The organism is Kitasatospora sp. NPDC036993 (assembly GCF_055607525.1).
The window spans coordinates 153667-176012 of sequence record NZ_JBVJRP010000017.1 but is presented as its reverse complement, the minus strand read 5'-3'; the positions used below and the strand labels follow the sequence as shown (position 1 = coordinate 176012).

Sequence of the window (22346 nt, the reverse complement as noted above, 5' to 3'; positions counted from 1 at the left end):
GTGATCTGCCGCTCAGCGGCTGCCGGCGGCACAGGCGGCGGGCGGCACAGCGGCCGGAACGGCGGTCGGTGCGGCGGTCGGTGCGGCAGTCGGGGAGGCGGGTGAGGAGGCGCCGGGCGCCGCCACGCCGCCGGTGAGGCCGTGCCGCTCAGCCAGCACCCCCGCCTGGAAGCGGCTGTCGGCGCCCAGCGTGCCGTACAGGCCGGCGATGTGCCGGCGGCAGCTGCGCAGTGAGAGCCCGAGGCGGCGGGCGATGACCTCGTCCTTCAGCCCGTCGGCGAGCAGCCGCAGGATCGCGCCGCGCAGTTCGTCGGAGACGGCGCGGGCGGCGACCGGCCCGCTGCGGAAGGCTTCGCCCCGGTGCCAGAGCGTCTCGAAGGTGTCGGCCAGGTGGTTCACCACGGACGGCTGGGTCACCGGCACCAGTCCGTCGGGCCGCCCGTGCTCCGGCAGGAACGCGCTCTCCCGGTCGATGACCAGCAGCGGTCCGCAGCTCTCCCCGGTGGTGCGCACCTCGGCGCCGGCCCGCGTCGCGGCCCGGGCCCGGCGCTGGGCGGGCAGGTGGAAGCGCGCCGGGTGCTGGAGGATGATCCGGACGCTCAACGCCGCTTCGGCGAGCGGCAGTTCGGCCAGCAGCAGTTCGGCCAGCCCGGCCGCGGCCGGGTCGCCGCCGGGGCAGCAGAGCAGCACCTCCCGGCGGGCCAGGAGCAGTCGGCCGACGACACCGGCGTGCGCGGTTCCGGGGCCGGCTGCCGCGGCGGGCTGCTTGGTGTGGAGGTGCTCGGGCCCGGCCTGCTCCCGGGCGGGTGCCGGGGTGTCGGCGGGGACGGGCCGCAGCAGCCCGCGGCGCCGGGGCACGTCCACGGCGTGGCCGACGGCGTGGTCCACGGCGTGGCCGGCCGGATGGCCGCAGGTGTGCTCGGCGACGGAGCGGAGGCCGTCCGCGCCGGACTTGTCCTGGCGGACGGCCCAGCGGTAGAAGGTGACGGAGTCGTGGTCGGTCTCGGGGGCGGGGGCGGGGGCGGGGGCGGGGGCGACGGAGGCCTGGGTGTCCAAGCTGGGTGTCCTCGCTGGTCGGGCCGGGGACGGCCGCCGCGCGGCGGGCGTTCGGCCGGCGGTGCGGCGCCCCGGGGGCGGAAGGGCCGCCGGCGCGGGTGCGGTGAACGCAACCCGGACGGTTCCACGTTGTTCCATGGCGGCCCTCTTGACAGCAGTGGCAGGTGACAGTCGCGTCCGGTGGACGACTGCTCCTCGGAGCGGTCGTCCGATAATCGCCACAGGTCGCGACGGCAGCCAAGGGGCGGGGAGGGTCAGGAAGATGATGGCCGACTGAGGAGGGGTGGATGAATCCGGTGAACACGGACACGATCCGGTCGTCGGGGCGGGAGGCCCTGCTCGACCACGAGGCGCGGCTGGTCTACGAGTGGGCGGTGCGGCACCGGCGGGTCGAACCGGCCGACCTGGCGCGGATCGCCGGCGACCTCGGGCTCACCGAGGCGCGGTGCCGACGGGCCGTCGACCTGCTGGTGGAGCTGTGCCTGCTGATCCAGCGACCGGGGGACGAACCGGACTGCCTCGCGGCGGTCGGCCCGGACGCGGCCGTGGCGCGGCTGACCGGACCGGCGGAGGCCAGGCTGCGGCTGTACGAGGCCGAACTGGGCCGGCGGCTGGCGGCGCTGGCCAAGCTGCGCGCCGAGGTGGCCTCGCTGGAGCCGGTGTACTGGTCGCAGAGCGGCGAGCCGGCCGGCTCGGTCCGGCTGCTGGAGGACGCCCAGGCGGCCCGCGCGGCGCTGGACTCGGTGGTGGGCGCGGCCGAGGAGGAGGTGCTGGCGATCCGGCCGGGCGGCCGGCACCCCTGGGCGGACCTGGACCAGGCGCTGCCCAGGGACCTGGCCCTGCTGGAACGGGACGTTCGGCTGCGGAGCGTCTACCAGCACCCGACCAGGTTCGACCCGCCCACCCGCTCCTACGCGGAGCGGGTCACCGCCGCCGGGGCGCAGATCCGCACCCGCGCCGAGGTGCCCGCCCGGCTGGTCCTGGTGGACCGGACCACGGCCTTCGTGCCGGCCAGGCTCGCCACCGGCGGGGCGCTGCTGGTCCGCGAGCCGTCCCTGGTGGCGTACTTCGTCCGGCTCTTCGAACACGAGTGGAGCCAGGCCGTCCCGTACGACACCGCGCCGACCGCGGCCCGCGCGGTGTCCCGCGAGGTCGAGGGCGTGATCGCGGTGCTGCTCGCGGCCGGGGAGAAGGACGACGCGATCGCCCGGCGGCTGGGCATGTCGACCCGCACCTGCCGGCGGCACATCGCCGAGCTGCTGCAACGCCTCGGCGCGCAGAGCCGGTTCCAGGCCGGCGTGCTGGCCGAGCGTGCGCGGCTGACCGTCCCGGTGGACGCCACGGCGCCGTGCTGAACCGGGCGGCCCGCCGGGGCCGGGGGTGACACGGGGCGGCTGCCCGCCGGGACGGCCCCGGCGGGCAGCCGCTCTCGGCATCAGCGTGAGGTCTCGTCCGTGACGGGGACCTCGTGGCGGATGTGCGCCACGCTGCTCAGGTGGCTGCCGATGAAGGTGGTGGGTGTCGCCGCCAGGGCGTCCCCGTCCGCCTCCAGACCCTGGAGCGCGAGGATCCGCGGCATCAGGCGGCGTCCTCGTCGGTCAGGTGGGTGTGGGTGAACTGGTGGATCGCGGTGCTGATGTAGCTGTACTTGGCGGCGGCGAGGGTGGCGTCGTCATCGCTGCGCAGGCCCTGGAGGGCGAGGATCCGGGACATCAGGCGGTCTCCTCCTCGGCGACGTGGGTGATGGTGAAGTTGTGGAAGGAGCTGCTGATGTAGCTGTACTTGGCGGCGGCGAAGGTCACGTCGTCTTCGCTGCGCAGGCCCTGGAGGGCGAGGATCTGCGACATCAGCGGGTCTCCTCGGCGGTGACGTGGGCGTGGGTGAACTGGTGGAAGGCTGTGCTGACGTGGCTGAGGACGTTCGTCTTGGCGACGCCCGCCTCGGAGCCGGTCTCGGGCTGGAGGCCCTGGAGGGCAAGGATCTCGGACATCAGGAGGTCTCCTCGGCGGTGACGTGGGTGTGGGTGTACTGGTGGATGAAGCTGCTGAGGTAGCTGTAGCTCCTGGCGACGCCCAGCTCGGAGCCGTGCTCGGTCTCCAGGGCCTGGAGGGCGAGGATCTGCGACATCAGTGGATCTCCTCCTCGGTGATGTGGGTCTGGGTGTACTGGTGGCTGAAGCCGCTGTGGAAGCTGAAGTTGTAGCTGTTCCCGGCGACGGCGGCCTCGGTGCCGGTCTCTGCCCGCAGCCCCTGGAGGGCCAGGATCCGGGACATCAGCGGGCGTCCTGGTCCGTGACGGCGACCTCGAAGCGGAAGTGCGCGAAGCTGCTCAGGTGGCTGCCGACCACGGCGGCGTCGGTCCCCGGGCCGTGCTCGGTCTCCAGGGCCTGGAGGGCGAGGATCTGCGACATGGTGGTGCCGTCCTTTCGGTGTCGGTAGCGGTCACCGGATGGTGACCGTCGTGCGTCCCCCGCGGTCAGGGCCGGGGGAGGTCCGTGATGCCGGGCAGCGGCACCGGGCCGAGCACCGCCTCGTGCAGGACGGCCAGGATCCCGGCCGCGCCGGTGGCCAGGTCCGCCGAGAGCCGCATCGTGCGGCGGCCGGGGAACACCAGGTGGCCCCGGTGGGCCATCACCTGCCACTCCAGCAGCCGCAGGTGGCGTTCGGCCTGGGCCCGGCGGCCGGTCCTGAGCTGGTGCAGCATCAGCCCGGCCCGGCCCTCGAAGAGGCCGGAGGCCGCGACCAGCTCGGGGAGGCAGCCGCGCCCGGCGGCGGCCGTCGCCTCGGCGAACCGGGCGGGCAGCCGGTCCTCGCCGGTGCGCCGGGCCAGTTCGGCGATCACGCCGGCGGTGCCCACGCCGCCCGCGGCCAGGTACGGCAGCTTGCGGTGGTGGCGGTCCTCCAGCAGGAAGAGCATCCCGTCGGAGATGTCCGCGCCGTCCAGTTCGCGGCCCAGCGCCGCCTCGGCCGCCGCCAGCCAGCGCGGCTCGCCGGTGTGCTCGTGCAGCCGCAGGAACAGTGAGGCCTGGCCGGTCCAGCCGTCCAGCAGGCCGCGCAGCCGCGGCGCGCGCTCCTCCGCGGCCAGCTGGTGCCCGAGGGCCAGGGCCTGTTCGGCGAGCTGGTCCCGGCCGAGTGCGCCGGCCAGGTCGAGCAGCCCGAGGGCGATGCCGGCGCGGCCGGAGCCGAGCCCCGGATCGGCCGGCGGTGCGGTGGCGAGCAGCCGGTCGACCAGGGCGCCGGCCTCCTCCAGGGCGCCGAGGCGGGCCAGTGTCCAGGCGATGCCGGTCAGCCCGTCGTACAGCCCGGCCGGCAGGTCGGGCGCCGCGTTCGTCCTGGTCAGCAGCCACTCGGTGTGCTCGGGCGGGACGGGACGGCCGCAGGCCCGCAGCGCGTACAGCACGCCGGCCGCCCCGTGGGCGAGGCCCAGGCCGCCGTGGCCCGGACCGAACTGGGCGATGTCGCCGGGGAAGAGACGGTCCGTCCGCTCCGGGGTGGCCATCGCCAGGATGCCCTCGGCGAGCGAGTCCAGCACCGGGCGCCAGGCCGCGGTGTCGGTGGCCGGCTCCTGCGGCCAGGCCGGTGCCTGGCCGTGCCCGTCGTCGGCCCGGTGGCGCTCGGTGGCGCCCGGCGGCAGCGTCCCGCCGGCCGCCCGGTGCAGCGCCGCGGCGGTCTCGGCCCCGAAACCGGGCGGTACGGGGTAGCGCCGCTCGATCTCCCGGTCGGCCAGCTCGGCCTTGCCGGAGTCCAGTCCGAGCAGCTGGTTCACCGGCAGGAAGAGGTAGAGCCGCAGCGCGGCGAGCGCGTACGCGTCCACCGCGGTGCCGCGCCGGGCCCGGGGAGAGACGAAGCCGGGCGTGCCCAGCGGGGGCGCGGTGCCGTCCTCGGCCGGGAAGGTGATCTCGAAGTCGACCAGCGCGCAGCGTCCGTCCGGCCTGACCAGAATGTTGTTGGGCTGGAGGTCGCCGAAGACCAGCCCGCGCCGGTGCAGCGTCGCCAGCATGCCGGAGACCTGGTCGACCACGTCGAGGGCCCAGGCGGTGTACTCGGCCAGTTCGGCCTCGTCCGGCTCGGGGCGGGCGAGCGGGCAGGTGCGGGTGAAGACCTCCTCCAGCCGCTCGCCCTCGATGTACTCCTCGACCAGGTAGTGGTGCTCCCAGACCTGCCGGTACTCGTACAGCGCGGGCACGAAGTCCAGCCCGTCCAGCGCCTCCAGCACCCGGCGCTCGCTGTGCAGCCGCTGCACCGCGTCCCGGCGGGCGGCGTCGAGCCCGGCGTGCGGGCGGGCCTCGCGCAGCACCACCTTGCGGCCGTCGCGCCGGTCGGTGGCCAGGTAGATCCCGCCGCCGTTGGAGAAGTGCAGCGCCTTGCTGACCTCGAACGGGAACTCGGTGTCGGAACCGGCCGCCTCGCGCTCGGCGTCGGCGGCCTGCTGGGCCGCGACGACCTCGGGCACCGGCACCCAGTCGGGCACCGCGAAGACCGTGCCGCGGGTGTCGGGGACGGGCTCGCCGTCGGGTCCGAGCATGGCCGGCACCCGCTCGCCGTGCCCGTCGGTGCAGTAGCGCTCGACGAACGAGCCGTAGCGCAGGTAGAGCGGGCCCTCCCCGTAGCGCAGGTCGCTCAGCACGTACGGTCCCTGGACGCCCTTGAGCAGGGTGGACAGGTCGTCGAGCACCCGGACCAGCCGGGCCTCGTCCTCCGGGTAGAGCGTGATCAGCTTGCCGCTGGAGCGGCGGTCGGCGTACTTGCTGTTCGCCGCGAGCACGGTGGCGGGGCTGCGCAGGAACTTCCAGGTCAGCTCGTGTTCCAGGCAGTACGCCAGGACCTGGTCGATCACCCGCCCGGCCTCGTCCGTCGTCGCCGAGACGTGCACCTTCCAGCCCTGCTCGGGCAGTCGCGCCCCGGGCGGCCTCAGGTTGACCCAGCCGCCGTGCTCCTGGCGCCGCCAGCCCGGCGGGAGCGGGGCGGTGGCGGCGGCGAAGCGGTCGTCGGGGCGCTCGGCGCGGACCGGCTCGTCGTAGAACAGCGGGTCGGCGAGGCAGTGGCGCTCGTAGAGGTCGTCCATGCCGCCCGCCTCAGCCCGCGGTCCGCGTGCGGCGCCCGTCCGGGCCCGGTGCGGTGGCCGGACGGGTGCCGGTTGTCGTCGTCATGGGAGCCCCCCGGGTGCAGTGGATCCCGCCGGACGCGGGCTGCGTCCGACCCTGCCAGCAGCTCCGCCCGGGGTCGACGGATCCGATCCGCCACCTTCCTGCCAGGGCGGCTCGCGGGCGGATCCGATCCGTCAGCTTCCTGCCGGGGCGGGCGAGGCCCGGCAGGTGGTGCGTTCAGCGCCGGGGGCGGGCCGCCACGGCCGTGACCGGCGTGCGTCCGGGGTCGGGCAGTGGGGCGGCGGCCGGCTCGGGGAACCGCTCGGCCGGCGGCCCGGTGAACCGTTCGGCCGGCGGCCCGGGGGCGAGGTAGCGGCCGCGCACCGCGGCGACGATCTCGGCGCTGGCCTGCCCGGTGCCGTACGGGGAGGGGAGCTGGGCCAGCCGTTCGGCGGCGGCCTCGTCGGCGAGCAAGTCCCTCAGGGCGCGGGCGAGTTCGTGGCCAGGACGGGCGAGGCGGGCGAAGCCGGCCTGGACGGCCTCGGGGCGTTCGGTGGAGTTGCGCACCACCACGAGCGGGCGCTTGAGCACCGTGCACTCCTCCTGCACCCCGCCGGAGTCCGACACCAGCAGGCGGCAGTGCCGGGCCAGCGCGAGGAAGCCGGCGTGGTCCAGCGGGTCGATCCGGCGCAGCCGTGCGATCGGGCCGCGCAGGCCGTGCGCCTCGACGGCGGCCCTGGTCCTGGGGTGCAGCGGCAGCAGCACCGGCAGGTCGAGGGCGGCGAGCTGGTCGAGGATCTGGGCGAGCCGCGCGGCGTCGTCGGTGTTCTCCGGGCGGTGGATGGTGGCGAGCACGTAGCCGCCCGGGGTGACGCCGTGTCCGGTCACGATGCGGTGGGCCTCGGCCTCGGCGGGCAGGGTCTCCAGGGTCGCCTCGACGACGGTGTTGCCGGTGATCACCACCCGTTCCGGGGGGATTCCCTCGCGCAGGAGGTGGGCCGCCGCGGTGGCGGTGGGCGCGCAGTGCAGGTCGGCGAGCGGGGCGATGAGGCGGCGGTTGGCCTCCTCGGGCATGTCGGGGTCGAAGGAGCGCAGGCCGGCCTCGACGTGGACGACGGGTATGCCGGCGCAGTGTGCCGCGAGCGCGCCGGCGGCGGCGGTGTTGGTGTCGCCCTGGACGACGACGGCGGCCGGCGGGCGGGCCGCGAGGTGGTCGCTCAGCCTGCTGACCATGTGGCCGATCTGCCGGCCGCGCGGCTCGCCGCCGACGCCCTTCAGCAGGTGGTGCGGGCGGGGCAGGCCGTACTGGGCGAAGAAGGTGGTGGTGAGGGCCGGGTCCCAGTGCTGGCCGCTCCAGACGATGCGGGCCTGCGGGCCCAGCAGGCGGGCCACTCCGGCGAGTTTGACGATCTCCGGCCGGGTTCCGAGGACCAGGGCGACATCGGTCGAGGACATGGCGCTCCGAAGGGGCGAGGGGTGGGGTGCTGCGGAAGTATCAGCAGACGATAGGGATTACTTGGGGAGAAATATCCGCACATCGGACAAATGTCACCCGTGTGGCGCAATGTCGACCCATCCGGCCTTGATCGAGGCGTCCGTGCGGGCAGCCGCGCAGGGGGCGGCTCGCGCCTCCGGTCATGTACGGATCGATGTGCCGGACCGTCAAGGCCGCTCGTCGGGCGTCCACTTGGCCGCCGTTCGTCGAGTGCGGGATGCCGGCTCACCGACGTCGCCGCGCGGTCCGTTACGGCAAACGGGTGATTTCCACCCGAATGGGCGCGCCGGACCTATCCGATCATCCGATCGGCCCAGCACCATACGGCTCCAGATCGCAAAGATCGGGACAACCCGGTCACAACGAGAGGAACCAGCCATGTACGGACCCATGGGCGGCGGCATCCCCCCGGCCGCGGCGGGCGGCGGCGTCCTGGCCTCGACCGGCTCTCCCGGTCTCGGCATCGCGGCCGCGGCCGGCACCGCCCTGGTGCTGGTGGGAGTCGCCCTGCTGCGGCGCAGCCGCCTGGCCGCCGACCGGGACGAGCCGGGCGGCCGTCACCGCGACGACGCGTAGTCGCGCGCCGCCGCACCAGTCCGTCCTCCGCCAACTCGCCCTTCCCCCAGGGAGTTTCCTCGTGACCGCAGACGTCCACCCGCAACCCGCCCGCCCGCCGGGGCCGGCCCGGTCGCGGCTGTCGCAGCACGGCCGCGGCCCGCTCTCCGGCCGGCTGCTCGCCGGGGTGGCCGGGCCGCTGCTGCTGGGGCTGGGCGGGTTCCTGGTCGTCGGCGAGCGCGCCTACCGCTTCCGCGAGATGGCCGGGGCCCGGTGGCTGGTCGAGCACGGGCTCGGCCTGCGGACCCTGCTGCTGGAGGCCCCCGACGCGCCGGTGCTGTACGCCGGCGGCGAGGGCGGGCTCGGGCGCGGGATCGCGCTGACCACCGGATGCAGCAGCGCCCTGCTGATCGCCCCGCTGGCCCTGGTGGCCGGCGTCCTGCTGCTGTTCGGCACCCGCGGGCCGGGCAGGGTGCTGCTGGGCTTCGTCCTGGCGGCCGCCCTGGTCGTCGCCGCCAACCTGGGCCGGCTGACGCTGATCGTCGCCATGCAGCACCGCTACGGCGACGAGGGGTTCGGCTGGACGCACGTGCTGTTCGGCTCGGTGCTGATGATGGCCGCCGGCCTGATCGCCCTGCTGCTCTTCCTCTTCCTGATCACCCGAACGTCCACCCGCGACGCGGAGGCCGATGCGCCGTGACCCTGCTCGACCTGTCCGTCTCCCTCTCCTTCGTGCTGGGGGTCGGCTTCCTCGCCTACGTCGCGGTGATCGTGCGCAACTTCCTGCGGGCCCGCCCGGACGCCCCCGGCGACCCGAGCCGGTTCGACTGGCACTTCCTCATACCCTGCCGGGACGAGGAGGCCGTGATCGGCACCACCCTGGACTACCTCGCCCGGCACTTCCCCCTGGCCCACGTCTGGGTCGTCGACGACCACTCCGAGGACCGCACCGCCGAGGTGGTGCGGGCCAGGGCGGACGAGGGACGGCCCGTCCACCTGGTCACCCGGCGGCTGCCGCGGGCCCGTACCGGCAAGGGCGACGCCCTGAACTCCGCCTACCGGGCCCTCGAAGCCCGGCTGCCGGAGGACACCGACGCCGACCGGGTCGTCCTGATCGTCCTGGACGCCGACGGGCGGCCCTCGCCGGGGATGCTGGACTGCTTCGCCGGAGCGTCCTTCTTCGGCGACCCGGCCATCGGCGCCGTCCAGGCCGAGGTCCGGATGTCCAACCGCGACGTGGCCGTGCCGCTGCCCCACCGCGGGCGCCTCGCCAACCGGTTCGCCCGGCTGCTGGCCAGGCTCCAGGACATCGAGTTCCGCGGGCCGATCTCCGCGATCCAGATCACCCGCCGGCTCACCGGGACCGTCAACGTGGGCGGCAACGGCCAGGCCAACCGGCTCAGCGCGCTGCGCTCGATCGACCCGGGCGGCGGCGAGCCGTGGGGCCGGGCGCTGCTGGAGGACTTCGAGCTCGGGCTGCGGATGATGCTGGCCGGCTGGCGCAACGGCTACACCACGACCGCCTGGGTGGACCAGGAAGCCCTGTGGAACGTCCGGCAGTTGATCACCCAGCGGGTCCGCTGGGCGCAGGGCTCGATGCAGTGCGCGCCGTACCTGCGCCGGGTCTGGCGGTCCCGCGAGTTCAGCACGATGGGCTTCCTGGAAGTCCTCTACTTCATGGTCCAGCCCTGGCTCCAGGTCGTCGGCCTGGTGGTCTACACCGTGCCGATCGCCGCCTTCGCGTACAACGCGGTCTTCTACCCGCGGTTCGTGCTCGCCTTCCTGGGCCAGGGCGGCGCGGTGCTGATCGCGCTCTACCTGCTCCTCGGGGTCGCCGAGTTCGCCCTCTGGGGGCCGCTGTACCGGCGCCGCAGCGAACCGGGGATCAGCCGCCGGGCCGCGCTCGGCTACGGCCTCGCCCTCGCGGTGTACGCCGCGACCACCTACCTCGTCGCGGTCCGCGCCTTCTGGCGGATCGTGCGGGGCAAGGGCTCCTGGCAGAAGACGGCCCGCACCGCCGCGCCGCTGCCGGCGCCCGCGGCCCAGGAGCCCGCCCCCGCCCAGGAGATCGCCACCGCCTGAGGCACCACCGCCTGAGGCACCACCGCCTGAGGCCCATCGCCTGAGGCACCGAGACTTCTCCCCGGCCGGTGAGGCCGCGCCCGGAGCCAACGCCGAGGCCGGCCGGCGGAGTCGACGCACCACCCCTTCCCGCCCCACGGCGGACGATCCGTTCCGCCGTGCGACACGTCCGAAAGGCCAACCCGTGAGAACTCGTACCCGCAACCGCGTCCTCGCCGGCACCGCGCTCGCCGTCGGAGCCCTGACCGTGGCCTCCCCGGCGTACGCCGCACTTCCCGCCCCCGTGGCCGACGCCTACGTGGTCTCCACGCAGGCGCTGGGCGGGATGGTCGCCGTCGCACCCTCGCCCCACTCGGCCTACCCGTCCGGCGGCACCCAGACCCTGGTCGGCCTCAACGTCGGTCCGGTCGCCACCACTTCGGTGCTCACCGCGACCACCGCGGGCAACCCCGCCGACGGCACCGCGTCGGCCTCGGCGACGGTCGACAAGCTCGGGCTCGACCTCGGGGTCGCCTCGGTCTCGCTGACCGGCATCAACTCGACCTGCACCGCCACCCCCGCCGGGGCCACCGGCAGCGGACTGATCGCGGGCGGGTCGATCACCGTCGGCATCATCCCGACCAACCTCCAGGCCAACGCCCCCGCCAACACCAGGATCGACATCCCGCTCGTCGGCTCGATCGTCCTCAACGAGCAGACCACCGACGCCAACGGCGCGCTGACCGTCAACGCCGTCCACATCACCCTGCTGCCGGCGCTGAACGGCGCCAACCTGGTCATCGGCCACGCCGAGTGCGGCGGGGCCGAGCCCGCGGCGGCGGTCCCGATGATCAACGCGTCCGTCGCGGGGGCGGGCGGCGGCGCGGTGGTCGCCGGCATCCTGGCCACCGTCTACGTCCGCCGCCGCAACGCCAGGACCGCCACGACGGGCGCCTGACGGCGGGAGGGTGGCCGGCCCCCGGGCCTGGCCTGGCGACGGGCCGGACGGCGGGCCTGGCGACGGGCCGGACGAGGCGCCGGCCACCCTCCGCGCGTCGCCGCCGTCAACCTGGCTTTCCGTGGGCAACTCCTTCGCGTGAAGCCGCTGTCGGCCGGCGGGCCGGGCCCCAGGACCCGGCCCGCCGCTACCAAGGGCCGCCCCGGCCCGCCCGGGGCGGCCCTTCCGCACCCCCACCCCGGGACCCTGCCGGGCGGAACGGCCTGACCCTGTGCGATCGGTCGCCTACCCTACGAACGGGCCGGCCGCACCGGCCGTGGCCGCTCTAGGAGGAGTCCCGTGTCGTCCTGCGACCCCCAGCACGCTCCCGTCGGCGACGTGAGCGCCGCGCTCATGGTGATCGACTCCCGGCTCAAGGCCGTCTACGACGGCAAGAGCGGGACGGACCCCGAGCACCAGCGGATGGTCGACCAGCTCACCGCGTCCTTCGGCCCCGCGCAGGCCAAGGCGCTGCTGGACGGCGCCTGCACGCTCGTCTACATGTACATGAACTGGCTGCGCTCGGCCTTCGAGCAGCACGAGGAGGACGTGGTCGAGCACGTGCTGCCCAGCCTGGTGGCCACCATGCGGATGATGCCGAGGACCTTCCGCCCCGAGGTGATCCCGATGATGGCCGGCCTGCTGGTCGCCGCCGGCACCGGGCTGAGCCCCACCCTGTGGCGCGCCCAGTACGGGCAGTGGACCGAGGCGGAGATGAATCCGCTGGAGGCCATGGTCGTCCTGCTGGCGGAGTACATCAACCGGATCTCCGGCAACGGCAACGACTTCGCCACCAAGCTGGTCACCGAGGCCCTGTCCAAGCTGGACCAGGACTGAGCCGCCCGACTTCACACCCCCGGGGCCTGCCCCCGGACGCGCCGGTGGCGCCGCCCTCGGTGGGGCGGCGCCACTGGTGTCCTGCGGGTGTGCGGTCGGGCGTCAGCTGTGCCGGCCCGGCCTGCGGTAGGCGACGAAGCAGAGGGTGCCGCCGCCGAGGAGGGCGATGGCCCCGAGCGCGGCGATCAGGGTGTCGGGGGAGGAGCTGCCGGTGTGCGGCAGCTCGCCGCTCTCCGACGGCCTCGGGGTGTGCGGGTGGGTGTGGGTGTGGGTCGGGGTGGCCGTGGGGCTGGGGGAGACGGTCGGCGACGGGGACGGCGACGGCGACGAACTCGGGCTCGGCGACGGGGACGGGGACGGCGAGGGGGACGGGGACGGCGAGGGGGACGGGGACGGCGAGGGGGACGGGGACGGCGAGGTGGTCTGGAGGACCACCCCCATGTCGAGGTCGAGGTCGCGCTGTCCGCCGCTCAGGGTGACGGTCTGGGTGATGCCGGTGGCCGGGTCGGCGTCCGAGTCCTTGGCCGGGTCGGTGCCGGCGTGCCGCGTGGTGACCTTGGCACCCGGGGGCAGCGTGGTCAGGTCGAACTGCACCGCGTAGCTGCCGTCGGGCAGGTTGTCGAACAGGTAGTGGCCGTTGGCGTCCGTCACCGTGGTGACCGGCTTGCCGTCCTTGTCCCGTACGGCCTGGCCGGCGCCGTCCAGCAGCGTCACCTTGACCCCGGCGATGCCGGTGTCACCGGGCTTCTGGACACCGGAGCCGTCCTTGTCGATCCAGACGAAGTCGCCCAGGGCGTTGTTCGAGGGTGCGACGCGCTTGACCGCGACGCCGACCTTGGCGGGCTCGGCCGGCAGCAGCCGGCGGCCCTCGTTGTCGACGGCGGTGAACGCGAAGCTGTTCCAGGCGTAGTCCCCCTCCGGCGCGTCGTAGGAGGCGACCATCGGCCAGGTCAGGGTGAAGGACTCACCGGAGGCCATGGCGCCGGGGCGGCGGATGCGGAACCAGGTGGCCGTCCCCGGGCCGGGGAAGGTGCTGCTCCAGACCGCCGCGCTGTTGCAGCCGGTGCGGTCGACCAGGAGCGGGTCCACGCAGGGGTCGGGGTCGGTGGTGTACTCGATCACCACGGTCGGGTCGCTGCTGGTGATCGGCTGGGTCAGCGAAGGGGTCCAGGCGCTGCCGCGCGGGGCGTCCTGGGTGAGCACGTAGTCGTCGCCCGGGGTGGGGAGCCTGTCGTACGCGAGGAAGTCGGTGACCGGGTCGGGGGAGTCGTTGCGCACGGTCATCCGGTAGGAGATGCCGCCGCCGGGGGTGGTGGTGCCGATGCTGACGTAGTCGGCGTCGAGGTCGCCCTTGACCTCCTTGTAGGAGCGGAGCACCGCGGGTACGTCCACGTTGATCGTGGACGAGGCGTGGCAGAGCAGCTCGGTGGTGTCGCCGTTGCCGTTGAGGTCGAGGATGTCCGGGGTGCTGCCGCTGTCGGAGCCGGAGAACATGCAGGAGACCGGGTGGGTGGGCTGGTCCACGGTGACGTAGACGTCGTTGGTCAGCTCGCCGGAGCGGATGCTGCTGGCGACCTGGACGTCGAAGAGCATCCGGTAGGCCAGTGCGTCGTGCAGGTACGTCGAGTCGGGTGCGCCGGCCGGCCACTCCATCCGGAGGATCTGCCGGCCGTCCGGGCCCGGGGTCACGGTGATCGACGAAGGGGCCTTGGCGTCCGGGTAGTTGGGGTCGGGCCGGGCCGAGCCGTCGATGTAGACCACGCCGGCGGGCAGCATGTCGTACAGGACGAGCGGGCGGTCCAGGTCGTGGGCGCTGCGGTTGTACGGGATGACCTGGAAGGTGGCCTTGCCGCCGGGGGCGGACAGCTCGCCGGCGACGGTGGTCTTGGCCGCGCCGAGGTTGGTGGCCTGGGTGATGGTGGTCTGGGCGCAGGCGTTGGCGGAGGCGTTGTTGGTGCCGTCGGTGGCGGTGGTGTCCACGCAGTTGGTCAGCGGGGCCGGGGCCTGGCGTCCGTCGTGGCCCGGGGTGGCGACCTGGGTGACCAGCTGCACCGAGTTGCCCGGGCTCCAGCCGGTGGGGATCGGGCCGTTCCAGGTGAACTTCAGGCCGTCCAGCCAGCGCCCGGCCGGGAAGCCGAGCACGTCGTTCGCCGGGTCGCCCGCGCCCTGTTCGAAGGTGAGCCGGCGGGCGCCGGAGCCGTTGAACGGGGTGCCGGGGGTGAAGGTGAGCCAGGTCGGGTCACCGTTCAGGCGGTACTGGAGGGTCAGCTGGATGCTGGTCGGGTTCCACGGCTCCAGCTGGAGGGACTGCGGGAAGATCCAGTTGTAGATGCCGTCGGTGGAGCCGGCGCCCGGGTCGGTGATGGTCAGGCTGGTGGCCGGTCCCGCGGTGTTGGTGGCCGACAGGCTGAAGGAGTTGAGGTCGCCGGACGTGGTGGTGTCGCGCCAGGTCTTGCTGGCGGTCACCTGCACGCCGGTGACCGGCGGCTGGAACTGGCCGGTGGTGGTGCTGGAGGTGTCCAACTGCCGCTCGGCCTCGGTGAGCGGGGCGCCGAGCAGGTTCACCGTGTTGTCGGAGGTGGTCCCGTCCGGGAAGGAGGCCTCCGGATAGAAGACGACGAGGGCGCCGGGGTTGCGGCAGCCGCCGCGCCCGTTGCCGGAGACGAACGGGCCGATGTCGTAGCCCCAGGTGTTCGGGCCGGGCGCCACCTGTGTCCAGCCGGGCGAGCGGCCGGTGTCCACCACCGCGCCGGGCGGCAGGGTGTCGAACAGGCGGCTGGTGTCCAGGTCGACGTTGGGCACGTTGTCGGTGGCGCAGGCGCTGAACTGGTAGGTGACGGTGCGTCCGTCGCTGCTGGAGGTCTGGATGCCCTTGGTCACCGTGTACTGCGGCTGCACCTGGGCCGTGGTGTTCGCGGTGGCGGTCTGGGTGGTCTCGCCGGTGGCCGACATGGTCGCCGAGTTGGTGGAGGCGGCGCCGTTCGGGGTGGAGAAGTTCGGGTACTTCATCGACACCGCGATGGTGGCGGTGGTGCCAGGACTCAGGCTCTTCAGCTTGATGTCCATGGTGCCGCCCATCGCACCCGCGGCGGGCACGGTGGAGGCGGCCTCGTCCACCGAGGACGGGTCCGGCGTCCAGCCGAGGAACTGCATGTTCGACGGCAGGGTGTCCAGGATCTCGCCACCCGTGCACTCGGTGACGGAACACGTGTAGCGCAGGGTATAGGTGACGATCTCCCCCGGGGAGACGGTTGCCTTGTCGACGCTCTTGGTGAAGGAGATCGCGGCCTGGGCCGGTGGTGCGAGCACGCTGCTGCTCAGCAGCGAGCCCGCCACCAGTGCCAGGACGGAGGCGATCCGTCCGGTCCGGTATGGAATACGCATGGTGCGCAGTCCAGCCGATCGCCCAGCCGGGCCGATCGGCGACACGGGGCGGGTGACGGTGATTCACCTGCCCGGCGGTCGCCCGCCCGGCGGCACCCCCGCCTCCGCCGCCGGCGGTCAGCCGAGCATCACGCCGGTCTCCCTGGCCAGGGCGTCCAGGCCGTACCTGGTCACGTGCTCGACGTTCTCCAGGTCGATGGTGCGGACGCCCTCGGAGGCGAGCCGCTCGTTGATCTCGTCCAGATGGCGCTGGACGACCTGCTTCTCCGCCTCGGTGGTACGGCCCTTGTGCGGCCGTCCGGCGTGTTCCAGGCTGGCGTAGTCGACCCGCTCCCGGCCGCCGGAGCCCGCCGTCCCCGGCACGGCGGCGCGCTCGGCCGGGCGGGCGCCGCGCAGCACCTCGGCCATCGGCGCGGCCGAGGCCAGCCGGTCGAACGCCCCGGCCTCCATCACCACCGTCTGCGGCCGCTCCCGGCCCGGGTGGTGCAGCTCGATCGTGACCAGGTCGAGCGCCAGCTCCCGGACCTCGCCCAACTCCCCGGCGAGCGCGTCGATCTCGACCGGCCCCTCGGCCAGGTCGGGGTGCTGGAGCACCACCACCCGCACCAGATCCCGGTCGCTCTCCACGTGCTCGCCGGTCAGGTCCGAGAACCGGATGATCTTCTGGCCCATGTCTTCCCTCTCCTGCCCCGGTGATCAGCCGAGAGCCTACGCCCGGATGATCACCGCCACGGACGTGGCGTCCGGCCCGGGCCCCCGACGCCGTGGCGGGGTGCGGCCGGCGGGAGGCCGGCCGCACCCCGTCGGTCACAGCGCCCTGGCCAGCCGCTCGGTGAGCAGCCGGGTGAAGCGGGCCGGATCGGGCAGCTCGCCGCCCTCGGCGAGCAGCGCGCCGCCGTGGACCAGCTCGGCGATCTCCGCCAGCGCCGGATCGGCCGGGTCGGCCTCGTGCGCCGTGCGCAGCGAGACGACCAGCGGGTGCGCCGGGTTGAGCTCCAGGATCCGCCTGACCGGCGGCACCTGCTGACCCATCGCCCGGTACATCTTCTCCAGGGTCGGGGTCATGTCCTGGGCGTCGCCGACCACGCAGGCCGCCGAGGTGGTCAGCCGCGAGGACAGCCGGACCTGCTTGACCTGCTCGGACAGGGCCGTCGTCAGCCAGGTCAGCAGGGCCGCGAAGTCCTGTTCGCGCTGCGCCCGTTCGGCGTCGGCCTGCTCGTCCCCCTCGGCCGGCTCGTCCAGGTCGACCTGGCCCTTGGCGATGGACTGGAGGCGGTGGCCGTCGAAGCCGGGGACCCGCTCGACCCAGACCTCGTCGACGGGGTCGGTGAGGATCAGCACCTCGTACCCCTTGGCGCGGAAGGCCTCCAGGTGCGGGGAGTTCTCCACGGTGGCCCGGGTCTCGCCGGTCAGGTAGTAGATCGCGTCCTGGCCGTCCTTCATCCGCTCGACGTACCCGCGGAGGGTGGTGGTCCGCTCCGGGTCGTGGGTGGAGTCGGCCGACACCAGCTCCAGCAGGGCCTCGGTGTTGTCGGTGTCCTCGATCAGGCCCTCCTTCAGCGCGCGGCCGAACTGGGACCAGAACGTCGTGTAGGCCTCGGCGTCGTCGCGCTGCATCTCCTTGACCGCGCCGAGGACCTTCTTGACCAGGCGCCGGCGCACCGCGCGGATCTGCCGGTCGTGCTGGAGGATCTCGCGGGAGATGTTCAGCGACAGGTCGTGGGTGTCCACCACGCCCTTGACGAAGCGCAGGTAGTCGGGCATCAGCGCTTCGCAGTCGTCCATGATGAACACCCGCTTGACGTACAGCTGCACGCCGCGCTTCGTCTCGCGGGAGAACAGGTCGAACGGCGCCTGCGCGGGGACGAACAGCAGCGCCTCGTACTCGAAGGTGCCCTCGGCGCGCATGTGGACGGTCTTGGCCGGGGGCTGCCAGTCGTGGCTGATCTGCCGGTAGAACTCGTGGTACTCGGCCTCGGTCACCTCGGCGCGGGGGCGGGCCCAGAGCGCCTTCATCGAGTTGATCGTCTCCACCTCGGGGGCGGGGGCGTCCTCGGCGGCGTCGGCGTTCTCGGGGTCGGTGCTTCCGGCGTCGGTGTCGCCGGCGCCGATGCTTCCGGCGCCGGTGTTCTCGGTGGCCATCCGGATCGGCCAGCGGATGAAGTCCGAGTACTGCTTGACGATCTGGCGGATCTTCCACCCGGCGAGGTAGTCGGCCAGGCCGTCCTCGCCGTCGGCGGGCTTGAGGTGCAGGGTGACGGAGGTGCCCGTCGGCAGCCCCTCGACCTCCCGGAGCTCGTAGGTGCCCTCGCCGTCGGACTCCCACTGGGTGCCGGACTCGGCACCGGCCCGCCGGGTGCGCAGGGTGACCTTGTCGGCCACCATGAACGCGGAGTAGAAGCCGACGCCGAACTGGCCGATCAGGCTCTGCGCCGCCGCGGCGTCCTGGGCGCCCTTGAGCTTCTCCAGCAGGCCGGCGGTGCCGGACTTGGCGATCGTGCCGATCAGGTCCACGATCTCGTCCCGGCTCATGCCGATCCCGTTGTCGCGGACGGTCAGCGTGCGGGCGTCCCGGTCGACGTCCAGCGCGATGTGCAGGTCCGAGGTGTCGGCCCCGACGTCGGAGTCGGTGAGCGACTCCAGGCGGAGTTTGTCCAGGGCGTCGGAGGAGTTCGAGATCAGCTCGCGCAGGAAGATGTCCTTGTTCGAGTAGATCGAGTGGATCACCAACCGGAGCAACTGACGGGTCTCGGCCTGGAATTCCAGCGTCTCGACACTGCTACCCACTCTGGGGATTCCTTTCTGCCCGAAGGGAACGGGGGGTACGGATGGGCCTGGGCCCGGTCGGCTCGTCGCCGGTAACCGCATCGTAGATCCTTCCGCCCTCCTTCCTCCCCGCCTTCGCCGGTTCCGTCCCGGCAGCGGAGGCGGAAGCGGCTCCGGCCGTGCCGGCGGCCAGGCGGTCGACCTCGGCCCAGGCGTCGAGGTGGGGGCCGCGCAGGGCACCGTCGCCCTCAGCCAGCCGGTCAAGGGGGCGCGCCTCAACAGCCGGGCCGCGGTGGACAGCGTCTGCCAGGCCACCTTCGGCGCCGGCTGGCGCGAGGCCGAGTTCCACGACGGCCACTACGGGGCCGACATGTCGCAGACCGGTGGCTGGACGTTCCGGGCTTACGGCAACATCCCCGGCAACACCCGCTTCTGGACGGCCATCAACGACCAGCCGGCCAACCCCTGGAGCTGACCGGACGACGCGGGCGGACGGCATCGCACCGGACGTCCTCGCGCCGGGTGTCCGGGCGGACGGCATCGGTCACATTTCCGGATTCACCGACGATCCGTCCGTGTGCGCCACTACTCTCGGGCGCGGACGGACGGGCGTCGTCCTGGACCCGGAGGAGGACGGCGTGGACACGGTCACCGCACGGCTGGCACCACCGACGGACCGTCAAGCGGCGGTCTCTCGGCCGGAGAAGGCGGGCCTCCGGTGACGTTCACCGGCCGCCCCGGCGCGGACCCGCTGCTCGCCGACCGCATCACCGAGGCGGTCCTGCTGGCCGGCCTCCCCGTCGCGTACGGCGGGCACGGGGCGGGCGTCCACGTGCGCCCGGCCAGGCCGCTCGACGAGCGGGACGACTGCGCCGGCCTGATCGCCGTGCACTGGGAACCGGGCCCCCGGCTGATGGCCGCCGCGGCCATGGAACAGGCCGTCAAGCCGGCCACCTCCGCCCGCACGCTCGTCATCGACAGCATGAACAACGCGCTGGCGGAGTTCCTCCCGGCCTTCGGCCTGGAGACCGCCCCGGGCCGCCCCGGTGGCGAGACCAGGTTCGGCCGCGCCGACGGCCCGCCTCCGGCGGGGGAGCAGGACACCGCCGCCCCGGCGCCGGCCGGCGCCCGACCGCAGGACCTCGGCATCGGCACCGACCTGGTCGAGGCGGTCCGCCGCGCCGCCGCGCTCGCCGGCCTGCCCGTCGCCGACCACCTGCGGGCCCCCGGCATCGTCCTCGACTCGTGCCGGTCCGTCGCCGCCGACGACGACCCCATCGGCCTCGCCGACCTCGACTGGAACCCGTCCCGGCGGCTGTCCGCCGTCGCCGACGGCGACACCCCCGACGCCGAGCGGGCCGCGCGGGCCCGCACCGCCGCCCGGGACGCGATGCGGCACGCCTTCGGGGCGGTCCTCGGTGCCTGCGGTCTCGATCTCAAGTGGCGTCGGCCCTCGGGCCTGCGGTATCAGCTGCGCGCCCACGGGCCGGCCGAGCAGCCGCCGATACGACGCTGATCTCCCGGGGCACCCGGCAGCCGTGCGGTGCGGCGCCGGTCACGGGACGTCGGCCTCCTCCCGCGGTTCCCCGGCGGGGCGGGGGAGTCGCCCCGCCGTGGTGCCGCCGGCCGCCCGGCGCCACGGGGAGCGGAGGCGGTGGGCCAGGCCGCTCGCCGCCACGCAGAGGCCCAGCCCGGCCCACAGCAGCGGGGGGTTCTCCAGGCCCACACCGATGACGGCGGGCCCGACCGCGTAGGACACCGTCCAGGTCAGCTGGAACAGGGACATGTACGGCCCCTCGTCCCCCTTGGGCGCCATCGCCACCGCCTGCGCGGCCGCGGTGGGCTTCGAGGCCAGCTCGGCCAGTGACAGGACGGCGGCCACGAGGACGGCGAGCGGGCCCTGGAACGCGGGCGGGACGGCGGAGACCGTGGCCGTCAGGGCGATGGCCACGGCGACCGCGCCGATCGCCGGCCGGAGGATCCGCGACCGGCTCCAGCCGGAGAGCCGCCGGCTGATCGGCATCTGGAGGCAGGTGGCGGTGGCGTAACGGACGGCGACCACGACCGTGGGCCAGTACGCGTCCTGGTGGAGGGTCTCCACGAGGTAGACCGGGAAGGCGACGGTCGGGATCAGCCAGGCCGCCGACAGCAGCGTCTGCGACACGACGAGGGAGACGAAGGGCCGGTCCCCGAGCGCCGCCCGGGTGTCGGACCTCGCCGCCCGGTGCGCGGGCCGCCCGACGGCCGGCACCGCGACCCCCAGCAGCAGGACGGCCGCGAGCAGGGAGCTCGCGCTGTTCAGGGCGAGCGCGATCTCCAGGCCGTGTCCGCCGGCGAGGGCCAGCAGGGCGGTCGCCGCGAGGGTGCCGACGCCCAGCGACGTCGTCTTGAGCACGGTGACCGCGGAGAACCACCCGGTGAGCTCCTCCGGCTTCGCGAACCGGGCTACCAGTGTGGGCCAGGCGGCCCCGTACAGGCGGTCGGAGGCGGTCACCAGGAAGGTGGCGGCGGCCACCGTGAACAGGTTCCCCGCCAGGAAGAAGAGGCCGTACCCGAGCGCGGTCAGGACGTTGCTGACGAGCAGGCAGGACTTGGGCCCCACCGCCTGGACGGCCCGTCCGCAGAGCGGCACGACGGCGAAGGAGGCGAGCGAGCCGACCGTCACGGCGGTGCCCGCGGCGGCCGCAGGGAAGTGCCGGACGGTGACGAAGTACAGCAGCGACAGCGGCAGGAAGACACCGGCGCCGACGGTGTCGATCGCCACCGAGAGGAAGAGCCTCCGCTGCCGACGGAACCGCCTGCCCCCCGTCACGCCACCCCCACCCCTCGAAGCCGCCTCCGGAGGGTCCGTCTTCAGACTCGCGCCTGCGGGACGACGCTCCCCCGGCCTTCGGCCGGGAGGTACCCCCAGGGCACGCACCTCGCCGCGTTGTCGTCGGTCGCCAATGGCCCCCAGCCTGGCGGCCGGGAGGCGCCCCCACCGCAGTGGCTCCGCCCCCAGCCTTCGGCCGGGAGGTGCCCCCACCTCCGCCTTGCGATGCACGCACCCCAACGCCGCCCCGCCCACCCTCCGGGCGGACGACGGGAGTTTGAAGACGGACCCTACCGCGCGTCGCGCAGCTTGAGAATGTACGCCGCGGTCAGCGCGACCGCACGGTCCTCGTCCCGGGACAGCCCTTCGAGGGCGCGCGACGTGGTGGCGCCCGGGATGTCCGCCAGCGCCTGGGCCAGCCGCCGGCGTGCGGACGGCCCGGCGCCGTCGCCGGTGAGCCGGCCGACGAGCCCGTCGGCGATCCGGTCCGCCAGCGCCGGGTCCCCCGCGAGCGCGCTCAGCGCGTCGGCGGCGTCGACGTCGTTCGCCTCCTCGACGATCATGTCGATGAGCGTCGGGACGGCCTCGGCCACCCCGCGGGCCCCGAGCGCCAGCGCCGCGCACCTGCGGACCGCCACGTCCCGGTGGGTGAGGGCCTCCCGCAGCAGCGCGGTCGCCGTCCCGTCGGGGAACTCGGCGATGGACCGGACGGCACGCCCGCGCACCTCGGCCGAGGGCGAGTCGAGACCCGCCGCCAGCAGGCGCGGCCCGTCCCCGCCCGACTGCGCCAGCGCCCAGCGCAGGGCCCCGGCGACGTTCGGGTCCGACTCGCCCAGCACGGCCTCGACCAGTGCCTCCACCGGCACGGGGACGTCCTCGCCGGCGGACAGGGCCGCGCGCTGCCTGGCCCTGGGGCTCTTCGACTCCAGGGCCTGGAGCAGCGCGACGATCCGCAGGACCTCCTCCCAGCCCGCCGGTTCCGCGGCCCCGATCCGGCGGAGCCGGGTGAGCAGCTCCGTCTCCGCCGCGATGCGCTCCCGGGTGCGGCGGACGAGGCCGTCGACCAGCTCCGCCGGCGCGAAACCGGGCTCGTCGAGCGCCCGGCCGACGTCGCGCAGCGACAGGCCCAGCGACCGCAGGCTCTCGACGTGGAAGATCCGCCGGATGTCCTCCTCCGCGTACTGGCGGTAGCCGGAGTCGGTGCGCCCCGTCGGCCGCACCAGGCCGAGCGACTCGTAGTGCCTGAGCATCCGGGCGCTGACCCCGGACCGCCGCGCGACCTCGCCGATCAGCACTG

Annotated in this window: 23 protein-coding genes; 8 read left to right on the top strand and 15 right to left on the bottom strand. The window is 74.2% G+C overall.

The genetic code is table 11. The annotated features are described in order from the left end of the window. Window positions 1-12: 12 nt before the first annotated feature. Window positions 13-1056 carry a response regulator transcription factor gene (locus ACZ7C5_RS30385; RefSeq protein WP_470323866.1) on the bottom strand — a complete coding sequence of 348 codons (1044 nt, stop codon included), beginning with the start codon at window positions 1054-1056 and terminating at the stop codon, window positions 13-15. Between the two features lie 287 nt (window positions 1057-1343). On the opposite strand from ACZ7C5_RS30385, the gene ACZ7C5_RS30380 reads away from it, so the two are divergent. Then, window positions 1344-2411 (top strand): helix-turn-helix transcriptional regulator, encoded by a 1068-nt coding sequence (locus tag ACZ7C5_RS30380; RefSeq protein WP_401088393.1) that lies wholly within the window; start codon window positions 1344-1346, stop codon window positions 2409-2411. An 80-nt stretch (window positions 2412-2491) separates the two neighbouring features. Here the strand turns inward: ACZ7C5_RS30380 and ACZ7C5_RS30375 are convergent, their stop codons facing one another. The 9 genes from ACZ7C5_RS30375 to wecB form a co-directional block, all read right to left on the bottom strand. After that, entirely contained in the window at window positions 2492-2635 is a 144-nt protein-coding gene (locus tag ACZ7C5_RS30375; RefSeq protein WP_401088391.1) for a hypothetical protein, read from the bottom strand. Continuing rightward, complete coding sequence (locus ACZ7C5_RS30370; protein ID WP_470323865.1) at window positions 2635-2769, bottom strand: hypothetical protein; 135 nt, start codon at window positions 2767-2769, stop codon at window positions 2635-2637. The genes ACZ7C5_RS30375 and ACZ7C5_RS30370 overlap by 1 nt, the downstream gene beginning before the upstream one ends. After that, entirely contained in the window at window positions 2769-2903 is a 135-nt protein-coding gene (locus ACZ7C5_RS30365) for a hypothetical protein (RefSeq protein WP_401088387.1), read from the bottom strand. The genes ACZ7C5_RS30370 and ACZ7C5_RS30365 overlap by 1 nt, the downstream gene beginning before the upstream one ends. Next, complete coding sequence (locus ACZ7C5_RS30360) at window positions 2903-3046, bottom strand: hypothetical protein (protein WP_401088385.1); 144 nt, start codon at window positions 3044-3046, stop codon at window positions 2903-2905. Before ACZ7C5_RS30360 ends, ACZ7C5_RS30365 begins: the two co-directional genes overlap by 1 nt. After that, entirely contained in the window at window positions 3046-3183 is a 138-nt protein-coding gene (locus ACZ7C5_RS30355) for a hypothetical protein (protein WP_401088383.1), read from the bottom strand. Before ACZ7C5_RS30355 ends, ACZ7C5_RS30360 begins: the two co-directional genes overlap by 1 nt. After that, complete coding sequence (locus ACZ7C5_RS30350; RefSeq protein ID WP_401088381.1) at window positions 3183-3329, bottom strand: hypothetical protein; 147 nt, start codon at window positions 3327-3329, stop codon at window positions 3183-3185. The genes ACZ7C5_RS30355 and ACZ7C5_RS30350 overlap by 1 nt, the downstream gene beginning before the upstream one ends. Further along, window positions 3329-3466, bottom strand: coding sequence for a hypothetical protein (locus tag ACZ7C5_RS30345; protein WP_401088380.1), 138 nt, complete (start codon window positions 3464-3466; stop codon window positions 3329-3331). The genes ACZ7C5_RS30350 and ACZ7C5_RS30345 overlap by 1 nt, the downstream gene beginning before the upstream one ends. Window positions 3467-3531: 65 nt before the next feature. Continuing rightward, window positions 3532-6120 carry a class III lanthionine synthetase LanKC gene (gene lanKC / locus ACZ7C5_RS30340; protein ID WP_470323864.1) on the bottom strand — a complete coding sequence of 863 codons (2589 nt, stop codon included), beginning with the start codon at window positions 6118-6120 and terminating at the stop codon, window positions 3532-3534. Between the two features lie 259 nt (window positions 6121-6379). Then, window positions 6380-7597: a non-hydrolyzing UDP-N-acetylglucosamine 2-epimerase gene (wecB, locus tag ACZ7C5_RS30335; protein WP_470323863.1), complete on the bottom strand. Its 1218-nt coding sequence runs from the start codon at window positions 7595-7597 to the stop codon at window positions 6380-6382. Between the two features lie 418 nt (window positions 7598-8015). On the opposite strand from wecB, the gene ACZ7C5_RS30330 reads away from it, so the two are divergent. The 5 genes from ACZ7C5_RS30330 (at window position 8016) to ACZ7C5_RS30310 (ending at window position 12087) form a co-directional block, all read left to right on the top strand. Next, window positions 8016-8213 (top strand): hypothetical protein, encoded by a 198-nt coding sequence (locus tag ACZ7C5_RS30330; protein ID WP_401088374.1) that lies wholly within the window; start codon window positions 8016-8018, stop codon window positions 8211-8213. 61 nt (window positions 8214-8274) lie between these two features. Continuing rightward, window positions 8275-8892 (top strand): archaeosortase/exosortase family protein, encoded by a 618-nt coding sequence (locus ACZ7C5_RS30325; protein WP_401088372.1) that lies wholly within the window; start codon window positions 8275-8277, stop codon window positions 8890-8892. Beyond that, window positions 8889-10274, top strand: coding sequence for a glycosyltransferase family 2 protein (locus ACZ7C5_RS30320; protein ID WP_470323862.1), 1386 nt, complete (start codon window positions 8889-8891; stop codon window positions 10272-10274). The genes ACZ7C5_RS30325 and ACZ7C5_RS30320 overlap by 4 nt, the downstream gene beginning before the upstream one ends. A gap of 184 nt (window positions 10275-10458) precedes the next feature. Then, window positions 10459-11211 (top strand): choice-of-anchor P family protein, encoded by a 753-nt coding sequence (locus ACZ7C5_RS30315; RefSeq protein ID WP_401088368.1) that lies wholly within the window; start codon window positions 10459-10461, stop codon window positions 11209-11211. Between the two features lie 393 nt (window positions 11212-11604). Beyond that, window positions 11605-12087 carry a hypothetical protein gene (locus ACZ7C5_RS30310; RefSeq protein WP_401088528.1) on the top strand — a complete coding sequence of 161 codons (483 nt, stop codon included), beginning with the start codon at window positions 11605-11607 and terminating at the stop codon, window positions 12085-12087. 102 nt (window positions 12088-12189) lie between these two features. Here the strand turns inward: ACZ7C5_RS30310 and ACZ7C5_RS30305 are convergent, their stop codons facing one another. The 3 genes from ACZ7C5_RS30305 to htpG form a co-directional block, all read right to left on the bottom strand. After that, the gene (locus ACZ7C5_RS30305) at window positions 12190-15471 is read right to left on the bottom strand and encodes an SdrD B-like domain-containing protein (RefSeq protein WP_470323861.1); all 3282 of its coding nucleotides are present in this window, start codon (window positions 15469-15471) and stop codon (window positions 12190-12192) included. A gap of 117 nt (window positions 15472-15588) precedes the next feature. Then, entirely contained in the window at window positions 15589-16143 is a 555-nt protein-coding gene (locus ACZ7C5_RS30300) for a hypothetical protein (RefSeq protein ID WP_401088366.1), read from the bottom strand. 135 nt (window positions 16144-16278) lie between these two features. Further along, a complete protein-coding gene (gene htpG / locus ACZ7C5_RS30295; RefSeq protein ID WP_470323860.1) occupies window positions 16279-18258 on the bottom strand; it encodes a molecular chaperone HtpG in 1980 nt (659 codons plus the stop codon). 199 nt (window positions 18259-18457) lie between these two features. Here htpG and ACZ7C5_RS30290 point away from each other — a divergent pair, with 199 nt between their 5' ends. Both ACZ7C5_RS30290 and ACZ7C5_RS30285 read left to right on the top strand, forming a co-directional pair. Further along, a complete protein-coding gene (locus ACZ7C5_RS30290; protein ID WP_401088363.1) occupies window positions 18458-18712 on the top strand; it encodes a hypothetical protein in 255 nt (84 codons plus the stop codon). Window positions 18713-18955: 243 nt separating this feature from the next. After that, window positions 18956-19753 (top strand): hypothetical protein, encoded by a 798-nt coding sequence (locus ACZ7C5_RS30285; protein ID WP_401088362.1) that lies wholly within the window; start codon window positions 18956-18958, stop codon window positions 19751-19753. Between the two features lie 39 nt (window positions 19754-19792). Here ACZ7C5_RS30285 and ACZ7C5_RS30280 read toward each other — a convergent pair whose 3' ends face one another. After that, window positions 19793-21001, bottom strand: a complete 1209-nt coding sequence (locus ACZ7C5_RS30280) for an MFS transporter (protein ID WP_401088360.1) — start codon at window positions 20999-21001, stop codon at window positions 19793-19795. Window positions 21002-21339: 338 nt separating this feature from the next. Further along, window positions 21340-22344, bottom strand: a complete 1005-nt coding sequence (locus ACZ7C5_RS30275) for a HEAT repeat domain-containing protein (protein ID WP_401088358.1) — start codon at window positions 22342-22344, stop codon at window positions 21340-21342. Window positions 22345-22346: the final 2 nt, after the last annotated feature.